The organism is Klebsiella sp. KPN54798 (assembly GCF_021184225.1).
GTDB lineage: Bacteria > Pseudomonadota > Gammaproteobacteria > Enterobacterales > Enterobacteriaceae > Klebsiella > Klebsiella pneumoniae.
In genome coordinates this window covers 4,301,289-4,316,632 of record NZ_CP089234.1, presented here as the reverse complement: position 1 = coordinate 4,316,632, position 15,344 = coordinate 4,301,289, and the positions used below count along the sequence as shown (strand labels likewise).

The 15,344-nt window shown below is 59.3% G+C and carries 15 protein-coding genes; 7 read left to right on the top strand and 8 right to left on the bottom strand.

Annotated elements, in window-relative coordinates:
• Positions 1–96 precede the first annotated feature (96 nt).
• Both dinB and LPQ25_RS20790 read left to right on the top strand, forming a co-directional pair.
• The gene (gene dinB / locus LPQ25_RS20795; RefSeq protein WP_012737438.1) at positions 97–1,152 is read left to right on the top strand and encodes a DNA polymerase IV; all 1,056 of its coding nucleotides are present in this window, start codon (positions 97–99) and stop codon (positions 1,150–1,152) included.
• Positions 1,153–1,154: 2 nt separating this feature from the next.
• Positions 1,155–1,607 carry a GNAT family N-acetyltransferase gene (locus LPQ25_RS20790; protein WP_004145818.1) on the top strand — a complete coding sequence of 151 codons (453 nt, stop codon included), beginning with the start codon at positions 1,155–1,157 and terminating at the stop codon, positions 1,605–1,607.
• 42 nt (positions 1,608–1,649) lie between these two features.
• Here LPQ25_RS20790 and pepD read toward each other — a convergent pair whose 3' ends face one another.
• Positions 1,650–3,107, bottom strand: a complete 1,458-nt coding sequence (gene pepD / locus LPQ25_RS20785) for a cytosol nonspecific dipeptidase (protein ID WP_012737439.1) — start codon at positions 3,105–3,107, stop codon at positions 1,650–1,652.
• Between the two features lie 257 nt (positions 3,108–3,364).
• Between pepD and gpt the strand changes: the two genes are divergently transcribed.
• The 3 genes from gpt (at position 3,365) to crl (ending at position 5,629) form a co-directional block, all read left to right on the top strand.
• Positions 3,365–3,823 carry a xanthine phosphoribosyltransferase gene (gene gpt / locus LPQ25_RS20780; RefSeq protein WP_002889733.1) on the top strand — a complete coding sequence of 153 codons (459 nt, stop codon included), beginning with the start codon at positions 3,365–3,367 and terminating at the stop codon, positions 3,821–3,823.
• A 105-nt stretch (positions 3,824–3,928) separates the two neighbouring features.
• Positions 3,929–5,173: an esterase FrsA gene (gene frsA, locus LPQ25_RS20775; RefSeq protein ID WP_002889742.1), complete on the top strand. Its 1,245-nt coding sequence runs from the start codon at positions 3,929–3,931 to the stop codon at positions 5,171–5,173.
• Positions 5,174–5,230: 57 nt separating this feature from the next.
• On the top strand, positions 5,231–5,629 hold the full coding sequence (crl, locus tag LPQ25_RS20770) for a sigma factor-binding protein Crl (RefSeq protein ID WP_002889793.1): 399 nt from the start codon (positions 5,231–5,233) through the stop codon (positions 5,627–5,629).
• Positions 5,630–5,714: 85 nt separating this feature from the next.
• Here crl and csiR read toward each other — a convergent pair whose 3' ends face one another.
• The 6 genes from csiR to glaH all read right to left on the bottom strand — a co-directional run bounded on the left by csiR (position 5,715) and on the right by glaH (position 13,032).
• Entirely contained in the window at positions 5,715–6,407 is a 693-nt protein-coding gene (gene csiR, locus LPQ25_RS20765; protein WP_004213891.1) for a DNA-binding transcriptional regulator CsiR, read from the bottom strand.
• A gap of 45 nt (positions 6,408–6,452) precedes the next feature.
• Positions 6,453–7,853 (bottom strand): GABA permease, encoded by a 1,401-nt coding sequence (gene gabP / locus LPQ25_RS20760; RefSeq protein ID WP_002889795.1) that lies wholly within the window; start codon positions 7,851–7,853, stop codon positions 6,453–6,455.
• Between the two features lie 135 nt (positions 7,854–7,988).
• On the bottom strand, positions 7,989–9,272 hold the full coding sequence (gene gabT, locus LPQ25_RS20755; RefSeq protein ID WP_004147193.1) for a 4-aminobutyrate--2-oxoglutarate transaminase: 1,284 nt from the start codon (positions 9,270–9,272) through the stop codon (positions 7,989–7,991).
• A 12-nt stretch (positions 9,273–9,284) separates the two neighbouring features.
• On the bottom strand, positions 9,285–10,733 hold the full coding sequence (gene gabD / locus LPQ25_RS20750) for an NADP-dependent succinate-semialdehyde dehydrogenase (protein WP_002889845.1): 1,449 nt from the start codon (positions 10,731–10,733) through the stop codon (positions 9,285–9,287).
• A gap of 25 nt (positions 10,734–10,758) precedes the next feature.
• Complete coding sequence (gene lhgO / locus LPQ25_RS20745; protein WP_002889846.1) at positions 10,759–12,027, bottom strand: L-2-hydroxyglutarate oxidase; 1,269 nt, start codon at positions 12,025–12,027, stop codon at positions 10,759–10,761.
• Between the two features lie 27 nt (positions 12,028–12,054).
• Positions 12,055–13,032 (bottom strand): glutarate dioxygenase GlaH, encoded by a 978-nt coding sequence (gene glaH / locus LPQ25_RS20740; RefSeq protein ID WP_002889847.1) that lies wholly within the window; start codon positions 13,030–13,032, stop codon positions 12,055–12,057.
• A gap of 460 nt (positions 13,033–13,492) precedes the next feature.
• Here glaH and LPQ25_RS20735 point away from each other — a divergent pair, with 460 nt between their 5' ends.
• Positions 13,493–13,750 (top strand): YjhX family toxin, encoded by a 258-nt coding sequence (locus LPQ25_RS20735; RefSeq protein ID WP_002889848.1) that lies wholly within the window; start codon positions 13,493–13,495, stop codon positions 13,748–13,750.
• A gap of 57 nt (positions 13,751–13,807) precedes the next feature.
• Positions 13,808–14,557, top strand: a complete 750-nt coding sequence (locus tag LPQ25_RS20730; RefSeq protein ID WP_012737440.1) for an SAM-dependent methyltransferase — start codon at positions 13,808–13,810, stop codon at positions 14,555–14,557.
• 40 nt (positions 14,558–14,597) lie between these two features.
• On the opposite strand, the gene LPQ25_RS20725 is transcribed toward LPQ25_RS20730, so the two are convergent.
• Positions 14,598–15,236, bottom strand: coding sequence for a glutathione S-transferase family protein (locus LPQ25_RS20725; protein WP_012737441.1), 639 nt, complete (start codon positions 15,234–15,236; stop codon positions 14,598–14,600).
• Positions 15,237–15,344 lie beyond the last annotated feature (108 nt).

Genomic DNA, 15,344 nt, shown 5'->3' with positions numbered 1-15,344 from the left:
TGTTTTAACCGCTTTTTTAGCCGATGAAATAAAAAAAGCATAAAATTCGCATCTGATTTTGCTATGCTGTATGGGTATACAGTGTTGAGTCTGACGATGCGTAAAATTATCCATGTCGATATGGACTGTTTCTTTGCGGCGGTGGAGATGCGCGACAACCCAGCGTTGTGCGATATACCCCTCGCGATAGGCGGCAGTCGGGTACAACGTGGCGTGATTAGTACCGCGAACTATCCTGCGCGTAAGTTTGGCGTGCGCAGCGCCATGCCGACGGCGACGGCGCTCAAGCTGTGCCCGCATCTCACGCTGCTTCCCGGCCGCTTCGATGCCTACAAAGAAGCCTCGAACCATATCCGTGAAATTTTCTCCCGCTATACCTCGCGCATTGAGCCGCTGTCGCTGGATGAAGCCTATCTTGACGTCAGCGACAGCGAGCATTGTCACGGGTCAGCCACCCTGATAGCCCAGGAGATCCGCCAGACCATCGAACGGGAGCTGCGCCTCACCGCCTCGGCGGGGGTGGCGCCGGTGAAGTTTCTCGCTAAAATCGCTTCAGATATGAATAAACCCAACGGCCAGTTCGTTATCGCCCCCCATCAGGTGGCAGAGTTTGTGCGGGCGCTGCCGCTGGCGAAAATACCCGGCGTCGGGAAGGTATCGGCAGCGAAGCTGGAAAATATGGGCCTGCGAACCTGTGGCGATGTGCAGAACAGCGATCTGGCCATGCTGCTTAAGCGCTTCGGTAAATTCGGGCGTATTCTGTGGGAGCGCAGCCACGGGATTGATGAGCGGGAAATTCATAACGATCGGCAGCGTAAATCGGTGGGCGTGGAGCGCACCTTAGCGGAAGATATCCATGAATGGCCGGAGTGCGAAGCGATTATCGAAAACCTCTATCCCGAGCTGGAGAGGCGACTGGCGAAGGTCAAACCTGATCTGCTGATCGCCCGTCAGGGCATTAAACTGAAATTCAATGATTTCCAGCTGACCACCCAGGAGCACGTCTGGCCCCGGCTGAACAAAGAGGATCTGATCGCCACCGCGCACAAAGCCTGGGATGAGCGCCGCGGCGGACGGGGCGTGCGCCTGGTTGGGCTCCACGTGACGTTGCTCGATCCGCAGCTGGAAAGGCAGCTTTTATTAGGGATTTAGCCATGCATATTCGTGCTTACCGCGACAGCGATTTGCCACTGCTCTGCCAGATCTTTCTGCGCGCGGTGCGGGAAACCGCCAGTCGGGACTATACCCCGGGGCAGATCGCGGCCTGGGCGCAGGTGGATGAGACGCGCTGGCGACAAAAGCTGGCCGACTCAATCGGCCTGGTGGCCGTGGTCAACAGCCAGCCGGTTGGCTTTATCACCGCCATCGGGACGCATATCGATTTGCTGTTCGTCTCGCCGGATCGTGCCCGCCAGGGTATCGGCGGCGCGCTTATCGAGGCGCTCTGCGCTCAGTATCCAGCGCAAATCCTGACGGTGGACGCCAGCATTACCGCAAAGCCCTGTTTTACGGCCCATGGTTTTAAGGTGGTGGCTGAGCAGCGGGTGGCGGCGCGCGGGGAGTGGTTTATTAATTACCGGATGGAAAAACGCGTGGCGCTAAGGTGATGCTGGGTAAAACCGGCGGCGGGCCGCCGCCGGTTGTGGGGCTTATTTAGCCGGAATGGCTTTCAGCAGCTCGGTCAGCAGCGTCCAGTACTGACCGACGCTCTCGATATGGACCTGCTCATCCGGGGAGTGCGGACCGGTAATGGTTGGCCCGATGGAGACCATGTCCATCTCCGGATACGGTTTTTTGAACAGACCGCATTCCAGACCGGCGTGAATGATCTGGATGTTCGGCGTCTTGTTGAACAGACGCTGGTAAGTCTCGCGCACCAGGTGCATCACCGGCGAATTGGCGTCCGGTTGCCAGCCAGGGTAAGCGCCTTTGGCTTCGGTTTTCGCCCCCGCCAGCTTACCCAGAGAATCCAGCATGCTGACCACGTAGTCTTTGCCGCTGTCGATCAGCGAGCGGATCAGGCAGTGGATCTGTACGTTGTCATCGGTCATGGTGACGACGCCGACGTTCAGCGAAGTTTCCACGACGCCTTTCGCCACGTCAGAGTTGCGGATAACCCCGTTCGGCGTGGCGTTCAGCAGACGGATGAAAGTGTCGCGGGAAGCCTGAGTCAGCGCCGCTTTGTCGTTATCGACCGCTTCCACGAGCACCACCAGGTTCTTCTCTTTGGCCTCCAGCTCGTTTTTCAGCAGCGCCTGGTAAGTATTCACCAGCGCTTTCAGCGCATCGGCTGTATCCGCGGCGACGGCGACAGTAGCGTAAGCTTCACGCGGGATGGCGTTGCGCAACGTGCCGCCGTTGAAATCGACCAGACGCAGATCCAGCTCATCGGCGTGGCCGGCGAGGAAGCGCGACAGCAGCTTGTTGGCGTTACCCAGACCAAGGTGAATATCACCGCCGGAGTGGCCGCCTTTCAGCCCTTTTAAGGTGACTTTAAAGCTCTGGAACCCGGCGGGAATCGCTTCGCGGGTCAGCGCCAGGTTAGAGGTGAAATCGATCCCGCCGGCGCAACCCATGTAGATTTCGCCTTCTTCTTCGGAGTCGGTGTTGATCAGGATATCGGCCTGTAGCCAGTTGGCCTGCAGACCAAACGCGCCGTCCATGCCGGCTTCTTCGGTCATGGTCAGCAGCACTTCCAGCGGGCCGTGAGCGACGCTATCGTCGGCCAGTACCGCCAGTGCGGACGCCATTCCGATACCGTTGTCCGCGCCCAGCGTGGTGCCGCGCGCTTTCACCCATTCGCCGTCAATGTACGGCTGGATCGGATCTTTAACGAAGTCGTGGACGGTGTCGTTATTTTTCTGCGGCACCATATCGAGGTGCGCCTGCAGCGCTACCGGCTTACGGTTTTCCATACCGGCAGTCGCGCCTTTACGAATCAGAATGTTGCCAACCTGGTCGCGTTCCGCATGTAAGCCTTTTTCTTTTGCCCAACCCATAATGTGCTCGGCGAGCTGTGCTTCGTGATAGGACGGGTGCGGGATGGAGCAAATCTTGGCAAAAATATCCCAAAGCGGCTGCGGGGATAGTTGAGACAGTTCAGACACGGTAAGTCTCCTTACAGACTCCTGCATACAGCGGTTGCAGGACGAGGGTTAGCGTTAAAATACACAACAAGCCCGGGCTTGCGCGATGGGGTTGAGAATACCACTTTCCACCGCCGCAGGTAGTGTAAACAACGCAAAAAGCGTTGCGCAAACCGCTTAACACTGGTTTTTAGTGCGTCAGATCTCTATAATCTCGCGCAACCATTTTCCCCCTCGAACATTATTTAAGCCGTATTACACAGGCTGGGACACTTCACATGAGCGAAAAATACGTCGTCACCTGGGACATGTTGCAGATTCACGCCCGCAAACTGGCCAGCCGTCTGCTGCCGGTTGAGCAATGGAAAGGCATTATTGCCGTTAGCCGCGGCGGACTGGTACCGGGAGCCTTACTGGCGCGTGAACTGGGCATTCGTCATGTTGATACCGTATGCATCTCCAGCTACGACCATGATAACCAGCGCGAGCTGAAAGTGCTGAAACGTGCGGAAGGCGATGGCGAAGGCTTTATCGTCATCGACGATCTGGTGGATACCGGCGGTACCGCCGTGGCGATCCGCGAAATGTATCCCAAAGCGCACTTTGTCACCATTTTCGCCAAGCCGGCAGGCCGCCCGCTGGTGGACGATTACGTTGTGGATATTCCGCAGGATACCTGGATTGAACAGCCGTGGGATATGGGCGTGGTGTTTGTACCGCCTATCGCAGGTCGTTAATTCTTCAGGACAGTGCTATTTACCACGCCCGGCTTGCCGGGCGTGGTTTTTTTTATCCTTTAGCAGGTTACAATATCCGGAGTGGCACTACGACGGAGACTGCACATGTCACAGGCTAACCTCAGCGAAACGCTGTTTAAACCTCGCTTCAAACATCCCGAAACTTCTACGCTGGTGCGTCGGTTTTCTGCCGGAAAACCCCAGGCGATGCAGTCGGCGCTGAGCGGCAATCACGTCGATCACTGGTACCGTCTGATCAACCGTTTGATGTGGATCTGGCGCGGCGTAACTCCGCAGGAGATCCTCGATGTGCAAGCGCGCATTGTGATGAGCGAGGCCGAACGAACCGATCCTGAGCTGTTCGATACCGTCATCGGCTATCGCGGCGGCAACTGGATCTTCGAGTGGGCGAAAGAAGCCATGCAGTGGCAGCAAAAGGCCGGGCAGGAAGCCGATCCTTTGCTGAGCGGCCGCCACTGGCTGCATGCCTCGAACCTGTATAGCATTGCCGCTTATCCGCATATTAAAGGCGATGAGCTGGCGGAACAGGCGCAGGCTTTAGCCAACCGGGCGTATGAAGAAGCCGCCCAGCGGCTGCCGGGCTCGCTGCGCGAGCTGGAGTTCACCATCCCTGGCGGCTCGCCGATAACCGGCTTTTTGCATATGCCGAAAGGCGAGGGGCCGTTTCCGACGGTGCTGATGTGCGGGGGGCTGGACTCGCTGCAGACCGATTATTACAACCTGTATGAGAACTACTTCTCACCGCTCGGCATTGCCATGCTGACCATTGATATGCCCTCCATCGGCTTCTCGTCAAAATGGACGCTAAATCAGGACACCAGCCTGCTGCATCAGCACGCGCTGCGCCATCTGGAAAATGTGCCGTGGATTGACCATACCCGGGTCGCCGCTTTCGGCTTCCGCTTTGGCGCCAATATCGCGGTGCGTCTGGGCTATCTGGAGCCGCAGCGGCTGAAGGCTGTAGCCTGTCTGGGCCCGGTCGTTCATGGTCTGCTGGTGGATCCCCTGCATCAGGGGCGCGTGCCGGAGATGTATCTTGACGTGCTGGCTTCGCGGCTGGGCATGCATGACGCCTCCGATGAAGCGCTACGCGTGGAGCTCAACCGCTATTCGTTAAAAACCCAGGGACTGCTGGGGCGCCGTTGCCCGACGCCGATGCTCTCCGGCTTCTGGAAGGACGATCCGTTCAGCCCCGAAGAGGAGTCGCGGTTAATCACCTCGTCATCTGCCGATGGCAAACTGCTGGAGATCCCGTTTAACCCGGTGTATCGCAATTTTGATCACGCATTGCGACAGATCGCCCGCTGGATCAATCATAGATTTGGTTAATTTATTGCTAAATTCTATTGGTTTGGTAAAACAGTTGCATCACTAAAGGAGATCGCAATGACGTTACCGAGTGGACACCTGAAAAGTAAGTTGATCAAGAAATTCACGGCGCTGGGGCCTTACATTCGCGAAGAGCAGTGCCATGACAACCGTTTCTTTTTCGATTGCCTGGCAGTTTGCGTCAATGTTAAGCCCGCACCGGAGAAGCGTGAATTCTGGGGCTGGTGGATGGAAATGGAAGCACAAGAGTCACGTTTCACCTATAGCTACCAGTTTGGCCTGTTTAATAAGGAAGGATCATGGCAGGCGGTCGACATTGACGACCCGGAAGTGAGCGACAGACTGGAAAAAACGCTGCGCGAGTTTCACGAGCGCGCGGCAGCGCTGCTGACCACCTTTAATCTGAAGCTGGAACCGGCCGACGATTTCAGCGAACCGGTTCGCCTGCGAGCCTGATTGATCTACGGATACGATTTCTCCACGCCCGTGCGGCGTGGAGATGCGTGCCGCCATACCCGTAATTTCCACCCCTCCATCTGACTCACCCTGCCTGCGGCGACAGCTTGCCAGCCATCGCCTGTTGAATAATCGGGATCGGAGTCAGTAAGTGCTCACGCATCAGCGCGCTGGCCTGTTCGGCGTCGCGCGCCAGAATAGCGTCCACCAGGGTCTGATGCTGGACATGCTTATCTTCCAGCATCTCCACCGACAGCACGGTGGTGCGCAGCCAGATGAAGCGGTAGCGCGCCGCCAGATCGAACAGCCGTTCGCGCATCTGCAGCAGATACTGCGAACCGCAGCCGGCGACGATGGCGGTGTGAAACGCCTGATGGCGCTGGTCCCATTCATCGAGTAGGTGCTCACTCGCTTCGCACGACTCCAGCTTGTTGAGCAGATGGGCGCGGGCCAGCAGCTCGGCTTCCCACTCGTCGCCGCCGCGTTCAATGGCGAGACGCACCAGCATGGCCTCCATGTTGGCGCGCGCGTCGAAGATATCGAGAAGCTCCTGTTCCGACATGGGCGCTACCCGATAGCCTTTCTGATTGACCACCGTCACCAGCCGCTCGGCCACCAGCTGCGAAAGCGCCTCGCGCAGCGGACCGACCCCCAGGCCATAGCGTGACGTCAGCAGGCTCATCCGCAGCTTCTCATCGGGGTGGTAAACCCCGCGGATGATGTCGTTTTTTAACCAACGGTATCCGTCAATGGCCGTCGCCTGGGGAATGGCGGTCATGTTCTTACTCCTGAATACTCTTCCCGGCGGGCGCCGGGAACAGGGTTAACGCGTATTTTGCAGCGGCAGTTTTTGCCACAATACCAGCTTTTTCCAGCGTGACATAATCGGTACCGTACAAATAATTCCCAGAGCTAACAGGCCGGTAGAGATCACCTCCAGCTGCTGCGCCGGACGAAACAGCATCACCACCAGCACGAAGGTGATAAAGGCGATCACCAGCCAGGTCAGGTACGGATAGAGCCACATTCTGAGACGGATCTCGCCGCCTTGCGCCTGAAGGATTTTGCGCATCCGCAGTTGTGAAACGGCGATCACCAGATAGACCAGCAGGGCGATGGCGCCAGAGCTGTCGATGAGAAATTTAAACACCTTGGCGGGGGCATAGTAGTTCACCACTACGGTGAGGAACGCCGCGCCGGTAGAGAGCAGCACCGCCACGTATGGCGTTTTGCTGCGGTTGGTCCGGCCCATAATGGCCGGCGCATCGCCACGACGGCTCAGGGAGTAGAGCATCCGCGAGGCGGTATACAGCGCCGAGTTCAGACAGCTGGTGACCGACAGGAGGATCACGCCGTCCATAATCAGCTTGGCATAGGGAATATGCAGCAGCTCGAGCACCGAGCGGTAGGAGCCGATGCTCTTCAGCCCCGGCATATTCCATGGGATGAGGGCGACGACGATAAAGATCGAGCACAGATAAAAAATAGAGATACGCCAGATCACCGAGTTGGTGGCGCGCACGATATGTTTATCCGGGGTATCCGATTCGGCGGCGGCAATGGTGACGATCTCCGCGCCCATAAACGAGAACATGGTGATCAGCATCGCGCTCAGCACCGCGCCGAAGCCGTTAGGCATAAAGCCGCCGTGATCCCACAGCCGCGAAATGCCGCTCACTTCGGCATAGGGATAAAAGCCGGTAATGGCGACCGCGCCCAGTACGATAAACGCCAGAATAGCGATCACTTTGCACAGCGCCAGCCAGAACTCGAATTCGCCGTAGTTCTTGACGCTCAGCAGGTTACTGCCGGTGAGGGCGAGAGTGATGACCAGGGAGAACAACCACACCGGGACGCCCGGCACCCACGAATGCAGAATAATCGCCGCGATATTGGCTTCCAGCGGAATAACCAGGACCCAGAACCACCAGTACAGCCAGCCGATGGTATACCCCGCCCAGCGGCCGATGGCTTTATCGGCGTAGGTGGAAAAGGAGCCGGTATCCGGCGTGGCGACCGCCATTTCGGCCAGCATACGCATAATCATCACCACCAGCAGCCCGGCAAACAGATAGGCCAGCAGCACCGCCGGGCCTGCCTCGGCAATGGCGACGCTGGATCCGACAAATAAACTCGCGCCGATCACCCCGGCGATAGATAACATCGTGACGTGGCGCGACTTCAGCCCCGCCCCTAAATCCTGTGATTGCGACAGTTGCCCCATCATTTACCCTCTCGAAGTGTGTCACCTGGGAGAGCGCCCCGACGTTCCCGCGCCGGGGCACGCGTATTATTGTTGTTTTGCAGGTCTCGTCTTCATTCCCTTACGAACGTACTTCGCTTCCGCATGTGTTCTGTTCTATGCCTGTTTCGCCTCGCTAAAGCAGTCGGCGATGATCTTGAGCCCCTGCTCGATCTGCGCCTCTTCGATGGTCAGCGGCACCAGGATGCGCAGCACGTTGTAGTACGGCCCGCAGGAGAGCAGGATCAGGCCTTTGTCGCGGGCGCGGGCGACGATATCCGCCGTCAGCCTGGCGTTCGGCCTGCTGCGGTCGCCCTCTTCAAACAGCTCAATGGCGATCATCGCCCCCAGACCGCGCACGTCGCCGATCTCCGGATGATCTTCAGCGATCGCCAGCAGGCCCTGGCGCAGGGTGTCGCCGAGCTGGTTGGCTTTTTCCAGCAGATTCTCCTGCTCGAAAATCTGTAATACCGCCAGGGCTGCGGCGCAGGCGATGGGGTTGCCGGCGTAGGTGCCGCCCAGTCCGCCGGGGGCGATGGCGTCCATCACCTCCGCGCGGCCGGTGACGCCCGCCAGCGGGAAACCGCCGGCGATGGATTTGGCGAAGGTGGTGATATCCGCCGCGACGCCCATCTGCTCCATGGCGAACAGGGTACCGGTGCGGCCCGCGCCGCTCTGGACCTCATCGGCGATGAGCATAATGCCGTGCTCGTCGCACAGGGCGCGCAGGCGCTGCATAAAGGCCGGGGAGGCGGCATAGAACCCGCCTTCACCCTGCACCGGCTCAATAATGATGGCGGCGATATCTTCCGGCGCGGCATCGTTTTTGAAGATGCGATGGATGCTGGCGATCGCCTCGTCATCACTGACGCCGTGCAGCGCGCACGGGTAGAGGGCGCGATAGACATGGCCCGGCATTAAGCCCATACCGGCGGAGTAAGGATTCACTTTGCCGGTCAGCGACAGGGTGTAATGGGTACGGCCGTGATAGGCGCCGGTGAAGGCGATAGCGCCGCTGCGCCCGGTTGCCGCGCGGGCGATCTTCACCGCGTTCTCCACCGCTTCCGACCCGGTGGTGACCAGCAGGGTTTTCTTGGCGAAATCACCGGGCACCTTTTGATTCATCTTTTCGCACAGCGCCAGATAAGGCTCATAGGCCAGCACCTGGAAGCAGGTATGCGACAGCTTTTTCAGCTGGTCTTCGACGGCGGCGACAACCTGCGGATGCAGGTGGCCGGTATTGAGCACCGCGATACCGCCGGCAAAATCGAGATATTCCCGGCCTTCCACGTCCCACACCCGGCAGTTCTCCGCGCGTTCGGCGAAGATAGGGTGGATCTGGCCGACGCCGCGCGGGACCGCGTCGCTGCGACGCGCCATCATTGCTTTATTGCTGTTCATCCGTCGCTCCTGTTAAAGGCCAATGCACATATATTTGATTTCTAAGTAATCTTCGATGCCGTACTTCGACCCTTCGCGGCCGAGGCCGGAGGCCTTAACGCCTCCGAACGGCGCGACTTCGGTGGAGATAATGCCGGTATTGATGCCGATTATGCCGTACTCCAGCGCTTCGCCGACACGGAAGACGCGGCTCAGATCGCGGGCGTAGAAATAGGCGGCGAGACCGAACTCGGTATCGTTGGCCTGAGCAATGACGTCGGCTTCATCTTTAAAGCGGAACAGCGGGGCCAGCGGGCCGAAGGTCTCCTCTTTCGCCACTTTGGCGCTGTCGGGAACGTTGACCAGGATGGTCGGCTGGAAGAAGTTGCCACCCAGGGCGTGCGGTTTGCCGCCGGTGACCACCTTCGCGCCTTTGGCGATGGCATCGGCAATGTGTTCTTCAACTTTGGCCACGGCTTTCTCGTCGATCAGCGGGCCGGTGGTGACGCCGTCCTGCAGGCCGTCGCCAATGCGCAGTTTTTCCACCGCCTGCTGCAGCTTCTCGGCGAAACGGTCATACACCCCGTCCTGGACGTACAGGCGGTTGGCGCAGACACAGGTCTGCCCGGCGTTGCGGAACTTCGACGCCAGCGCCCCCTCGACGGCTTTATCGAGGTCGGCATCGTCAAAGACGATAAACGGCGCGTTGCCGCCCAGCTCCAGGGAGACTTTTTTGATGTCTTTCGCGCACTGCTCCATCAGCTGGCGGCCAATCTCGGTAGAGCCGGTAAAGGAGAGCTTGCGCACCAGCGGGTTGCTGGTCAGTTCGCCGCCGACCGCGCCGGCGGAGCCGGTGACCACGTTGAATACTCCGGCGGGGATCCCGGCGCGATTCGCCAGTTCGGCCAGCGCCAGCGCGGAAAACGGCGTCTGGCTGGCCGGTTTCAGGACCATGGTGCAGCCGGCGGCCAGCGCCGGGCCCGCTTTGCGGGTGATCATCGCCGCCGGGAAGTTCCACGGGGTGATGGCGGCGGTAACGCCGATGGGCTGCTTAATCACCAGCAGGCGCTTGTCGGCCTGGTGGCCCGGAATGGTGTCGCCGTAGATGCGCTTACCTTCTTCGGCGAACCACTCAATAAAGGAGGCGGCGTAGCTGATTTCGCCTTTGGCTTCCGCCAACGGTTTTCCCTGCTCGAGGGTCATCAGGCGAGCGAGATCGTCCTGATTCTCCATCATAAGATCGAACCAGCGGCGCAGAATGTTCGCCCGCTCTTTGGCGGTCAGGGCGCGCCAGGCGGGTAGGGCGCGATTGGCGGCTTCAATCGCTTCGCGGGTTTCATCGGCGCCCATTTTCGGCACGCTGCCGAGCTGCTCGCCGTTGGCCGGGTTGGTGACCGCAATCACGTCGCCGTTGGGCGCATCGCGCCACTGGCCATCGATCAGCGCCTGCTGGCGAAACAGTGTCATATCGTTGAGTTGCATAATTGCTTCCTGTCTTCAGGGGGGGTTAACGGGTAAAAGCGGCGTGTAGTGTCTCCACGCTACGTGCCGCACGCAGCGTGCGTCCGGGATTGCTCTGGCTGGCCAGCAGGCTCTGCACCTTGCTGACGATATGCGCGCCGATCGGGATAGCGGAGGTGGCCGCTGGCGATGGCGCATTGCAGGTATGTATCGAACGCGCGGTGGTAACGAAGAGAAAATCGTCGATCAGCTTGCCCTGCGGCGACACGGCCTGCGCCCGCACGCCGGCCGGCCACGGGCGTAAATCGCTCAGCGTCAGGCTCGGGCAGTATTTTTGCACCAGCCGCAGATAGCCGCTTCTGCACAGCGAATTCTTCATTTCGCCCAGTCCGGAGCGCAGGTTGTTTTGCAGTACCCGGCGGATGCCGGGCGAGGTGAGGATCTCCAGGGTATCGGCCAGCGAGATATCGCGCTTGCGGTAGCCTTCGCGCTTCAGAGCCAGTACGGCGTTGGGGCCGACGGTGACGCTGCCGTCGATCATGCGGGTCAGGTGGACGCCGAGGAACGGCATCGCCGGATCGGGGATCGGATAGATCAAATGGTTGACGATCTGGTTGTGCTGCGGCGCCAGCTGGAAATACTCGCCGCGGAACGGACAAATGATAAACCCGGGGTCGACGCCGAGCATTTTTACCAGCCGATCGGCCATCAAGCCCGAACAGGCGATCAGCGTCGAGGCCTCATATTCTCCGCCCTGGCGGGTGCGGATCACCACGCCGCTGGCATGTTCTTTCAGGGCGCTGACTTCGGCGTTGTAGACGATCGTTCCGCCTTTCGCTTCGAAGTTCTTCGCCATTGCCGCCGCCACTTCGCGGTAGCTGACGATGCCGCTGGAAGGGACGAAGATCCCGCCGAGCCCGGTAATGTTCGGTTCGCGCTCGCGTAGCTCCCCGGCGCTTAGCCACTCGCGCTGCAGGCCGTTGGCGGCGGTGCGATCCCACAGGGCGCGCATCCGCTCCATCTCCAGCGGTGAGGTGGCGACCAGCATTTTGCCGCAGACGTCATAGCGGATGCCGTTCTGCTCGCAAAAGGCCTTGGTGGCGCGGTTGCCGGCGAGGCAAAACTGCGCCTTGAGGCTGCCGGGCGTGTAATACACCCCGGCGTGGATCACGCCGCTGTTGTGGCCAGTCTGATGGCAGGCCGGGCCGGCCTCTTTTTCCAGCAGCGCAATGCGGGCGTCCGGGTAAATCTCAATTAACTGCATGGCGGTCGACATGCCGATGATGCCGCCGCCGATAATCACGAAATCATACATCCGCTCAATTCCTTCGCCTGAAAACCCTTATTGATGAGTCTGGTAATGATTCGTGGAATACGCAAAGTAGCCGCGCTGGCGCATCAGCTCGCGGCGCAGGTCCGGGTGCGGCGTAAAGCGGTCGCGGCCGTGCAGCCAGAACAGGTTGTTAATGAGCAGAAATTTGCCCACCGGCACCGGTATGGAAAGGATGTTTTTGCTGGTCTCCAGCGCGTCGGAGAGGCGGCTCAGCCAGGTGCCTTCTTCGAAATCTTTCGGCTGGACGAACTGGTCGATATAGCGCATTACCGGGCGGCCCAGCGAATCGACGTCGAACACCGGGTGGAAAACATCCTTGCTGACGTTTTTGCTCGGCGGCGCGGCCCAGCGCATCGGGCGGCGGGCCAGCGGGTCGCGGAAGAATTCGTCGAGATGCTCCCAGTCGTCGAGATGCAGCAGCAGGGAATTGCCGCCCTGCATGTTCTGCTCGTCGATCTTCATCATTAATACGTAGTCGGTTTGCTCTTCGACGTAGGTGCCGTCGTTGTGCAGCTCCATCACCCGGTGCGGCTGGCGCAGGTAGCTGTCTGAGTTATCGACATTTTTCACCACGAAGCGGGCGTAATACTGACCGCTCATGGCGTCGAAGTTGGAACGACCAATCAGGTGGGCGACGGCGGTGGCCAGCTTGACCATCTCCTCGGCCTGGCTGACGTGATCGATCCCTTCGCCGTTGATAAGCAGCGCGCCTTCCGCGCGATCGAGCAATGTTTTGATCAGCAACGGCTGCAGCTGATTGCCACACAGATCGTCGAGGATCTTGCCGACCTGGAAGCGTAAGAAAGATTTGTACTCCAGCGCCTGCACCGGCCACTGCGCGACCTGCTGCAGGAACTGCGTGGTCGTTTCGGCGGAAAAGGTGAGCTCCAGCAGGCGCGGCGACTGGGCGGAAGGGGTGAAAGAAAAGCCAGGGTATTGCTGGGCTACCGGCGCGGGTGTCGGTTTTACTGCGGTCAGGGCGTTCATCAGGATCGTTCCTCGCTGTAAGGTCAGGGTGATGTTCATTTCGTAGCCATAAATTAAAAATATCTACATTTTTATAAAATGCGTACGAAATGGCCTTTTTGTTTCCATTTTGTGATCTGACAACAATTATTTAACAATGCGGAAGGGGGATAAGGTGGTGGTGAAAGTTGCGGAACAGAGCGGGTGGCGGATAGCGCAAAATGGGGATAGGGCCGAGGGAAATCGTAATACCGGTCACAGTTTTTAATCTGCACAATATCCTTACCAGATGAAGGTGTTAATATTCAGCTGGTAAATACCTTTCAATGCTCACTGAGGCTTCGATGCTGGAGAATGTCATTATCAGATAATCAGTTTCCCGACCTGCCCAGGCCGGACTGATTATCGCTGCGCTTAAACCTTACGCACACACCTGCGGGTGTAGGCATGTTTTCGCACATGATAATGAACAGGTTTCAGTATGAATTTATCCCGTCAGGAACAACGGACCTTACACGTTCTCGCCAAAGGTGGCCGTATTGCGCACGTCCGCGATACCTCCGGCCGCATTACCGCCGTTGAATGCTACACCCGCGAAGGGCTGTTGCTGAGCGACTGCACCCTTGCGGTCTTCAAAAAGCTCAAAACCAAAAAGCTGATTAAGTCGGTGAACGGCCAGCCGTACCGGATCAACACGACCGGTTTGAATAACGTTCGCGCGCAAGCGGACAACCGCTGAAATAGCGACCCGGGCAGGGTCGCTGCCCGGGCGTATGGCTCTCAAGGAGAAAACCTCATGATCGATATCCCTCGCATTTTTACCATCAGTGAAAGCGAGCACCGTATCCATAACCCTTTTACCCCGGAAAAGTACGCCACGCTGGGACGGGCGCTGCGAATGGCGCCGGGCACCACCATTCTCGACCTCGGCAGCGGCTCCGGCGAGATGCTCTGTAGCTGGGCGCGCGATCATCAGATAGTCGGCACCGGCGTAGACATGAGCCTGCTGTTCAGTCAGCAGGCGGCCGCCCGGGCAGAGGAGCTCGGGGTAAGCGACCGGGTAACCTTTGTGCACCAGGATGCCAGCGGATATTTCGCCAGCCAGCCGTGCGATATTGCCGCCTGCGTGGGGGCCACGTGGATCGGCGGCGGAGTGGCAGGCACAATCGAGCTGCTGAAGCAGAGCCTTACCCCAGGCGGCATGTTGCTTATCGGCGAGCCATGGTGGCGCAAACGTCCGGCCACGGCAGAAGAGGCGGTTGCCTGCGGCGCGCAGTCACCCGATGACTTCCTGACGCTACCGGCGCTGGTCGCCCACCTTGGCGAACTGGGCTATGACGTGGTGGAGATGGTGCTGGCCGACCAGGAGGGCTGGGATCGTTATGAAGCGGCGAAATGGCTGACAATGCGCCGCTGGCTGGAGGCCAATCCGCACGATGACTTCGCACCGGAGGTTCGCCAGCAGTTGACCACCGCGCCGCTGCACCATGTCACCTGGACCCGGGAATATCTCGGCTGGGGCGTGTTTGTTCTGATGGCGCGTTAACCGGTATGTCGGTAGCGTCAGGAGGCGCTACCGACCACCTTCAGACCTTCAGTTCGTCGTAGCTGACCATGACGTGCTGGCGAAAGGCGGGCCGTGCGGTTAGCCGTGCATAATACGCCGCAAGGTGGGGGAGGGGACGACGGGGGATATCGATTGCAAAGTAGCGGTACAGCACATGACCAAACTGGATATCGGCCAGGGTGAACGTATCGCCCACCAGATAGCGACTCCCGGCGAGACGTGCCTCGGCAATCGCCAGCTTTTGCTCCAGGGCCGTCACCGCCGCGGCGATGGCCTGCGGATCCCGCTCGGCGGCAGGCGTGCGCACTACGCGCCAGAACACCGGCGTCGTAAAGCCGAGGGCGATATTCTGCTTTGACCACTCGGCCCAGCGATCAACCTCAGTACGAGCCAGCAGGTCGCCCGGCCAGAAGGCGTCGTCGGCGTAGCGACTGGCTAAATAGCGAAGGATCGCGCCGGTTTCCCACAGCGGCGGATTATCGCCATCCTGCAGCACTGGCACCGTACGATTGGGATTGAGCTGATAAAACGCCTCGCTGTCGGTACCGCCATAGCGATGCCCCACGTCGAACCGGAGATAGTCCAGCCCAAGCTCGCCAACACACCACATCAGCGCCTGCACGTTAGAGGAGGTTTTTCGGCCCCAGATGGTCAGCATCGGGATCTCCAGAGAACAGGGAAAGAAGGAGCATAGCAGGTTGGGTTGAAAACGGGAGGGGGTACAAAAGAAATGAGCCACCTCGCCGCGCAGGGGGCGGACGCGCTG

Coding starts and splice junctions, on each gene's coding strand:
- gabT (WP_004147193.1), bottom strand. CDS start 9,272: ATGAACAGCAATAAAGCAATGATGGCGCGTCGCAGCGACGCGGTCCCG.
- csiR (WP_004213891.1), bottom strand. CDS start 6,407: ATGACCGCCATTCCCCAGGCGACGGCCATTGACGGATACCGTTGGTTA.
- lhgO (WP_002889846.1), bottom strand. CDS start 12,027: ATGTATGATTTCGTGATTATCGGCGGCGGCATCATCGGCATGTCGACC.
- LPQ25_RS20735 (WP_002889848.1), top strand. CDS start 13,493: ATGAATTTATCCCGTCAGGAACAACGGACCTTACACGTTCTCGCCAAA.
- LPQ25_RS20725 (WP_012737441.1), bottom strand. CDS start 15,236: ATGCTGACCATCTGGGGCCGAAAAACCTCCTCTAACGTGCAGGCGCTG.
- LPQ25_RS20790 (WP_004145818.1), top strand. CDS start 1,155: ATGCATATTCGTGCTTACCGCGACAGCGATTTGCCACTGCTCTGCCAG.
- glaH (WP_002889847.1), bottom strand. CDS start 13,032: ATGAACGCCCTGACCGCAGTAAAACCGACACCCGCGCCGGTAGCCCAG.
- gabD (WP_002889845.1), bottom strand. CDS start 10,733: ATGCAACTCAACGATATGACACTGTTTCGCCAGCAGGCGCTGATCGAT.
- crl (WP_002889793.1), top strand. CDS start 5,231: ATGACGTTACCGAGTGGACACCTGAAAAGTAAGTTGATCAAGAAATTC.
- dinB (WP_012737438.1), top strand. CDS start 97: ATGCGTAAAATTATCCATGTCGATATGGACTGTTTCTTTGCGGCGGTG.
- gabP (WP_002889795.1), bottom strand. CDS start 7,853: ATGGGGCAACTGTCGCAATCACAGGATTTAGGGGCGGGGCTGAAGTCG.
- gpt (WP_002889733.1), top strand. CDS start 3,365: ATGAGCGAAAAATACGTCGTCACCTGGGACATGTTGCAGATTCACGCC.
- frsA (WP_002889742.1), top strand. CDS start 3,929: ATGTCACAGGCTAACCTCAGCGAAACGCTGTTTAAACCTCGCTTCAAA.
- LPQ25_RS20730 (WP_012737440.1), top strand. CDS start 13,808: ATGATCGATATCCCTCGCATTTTTACCATCAGTGAAAGCGAGCACCGT.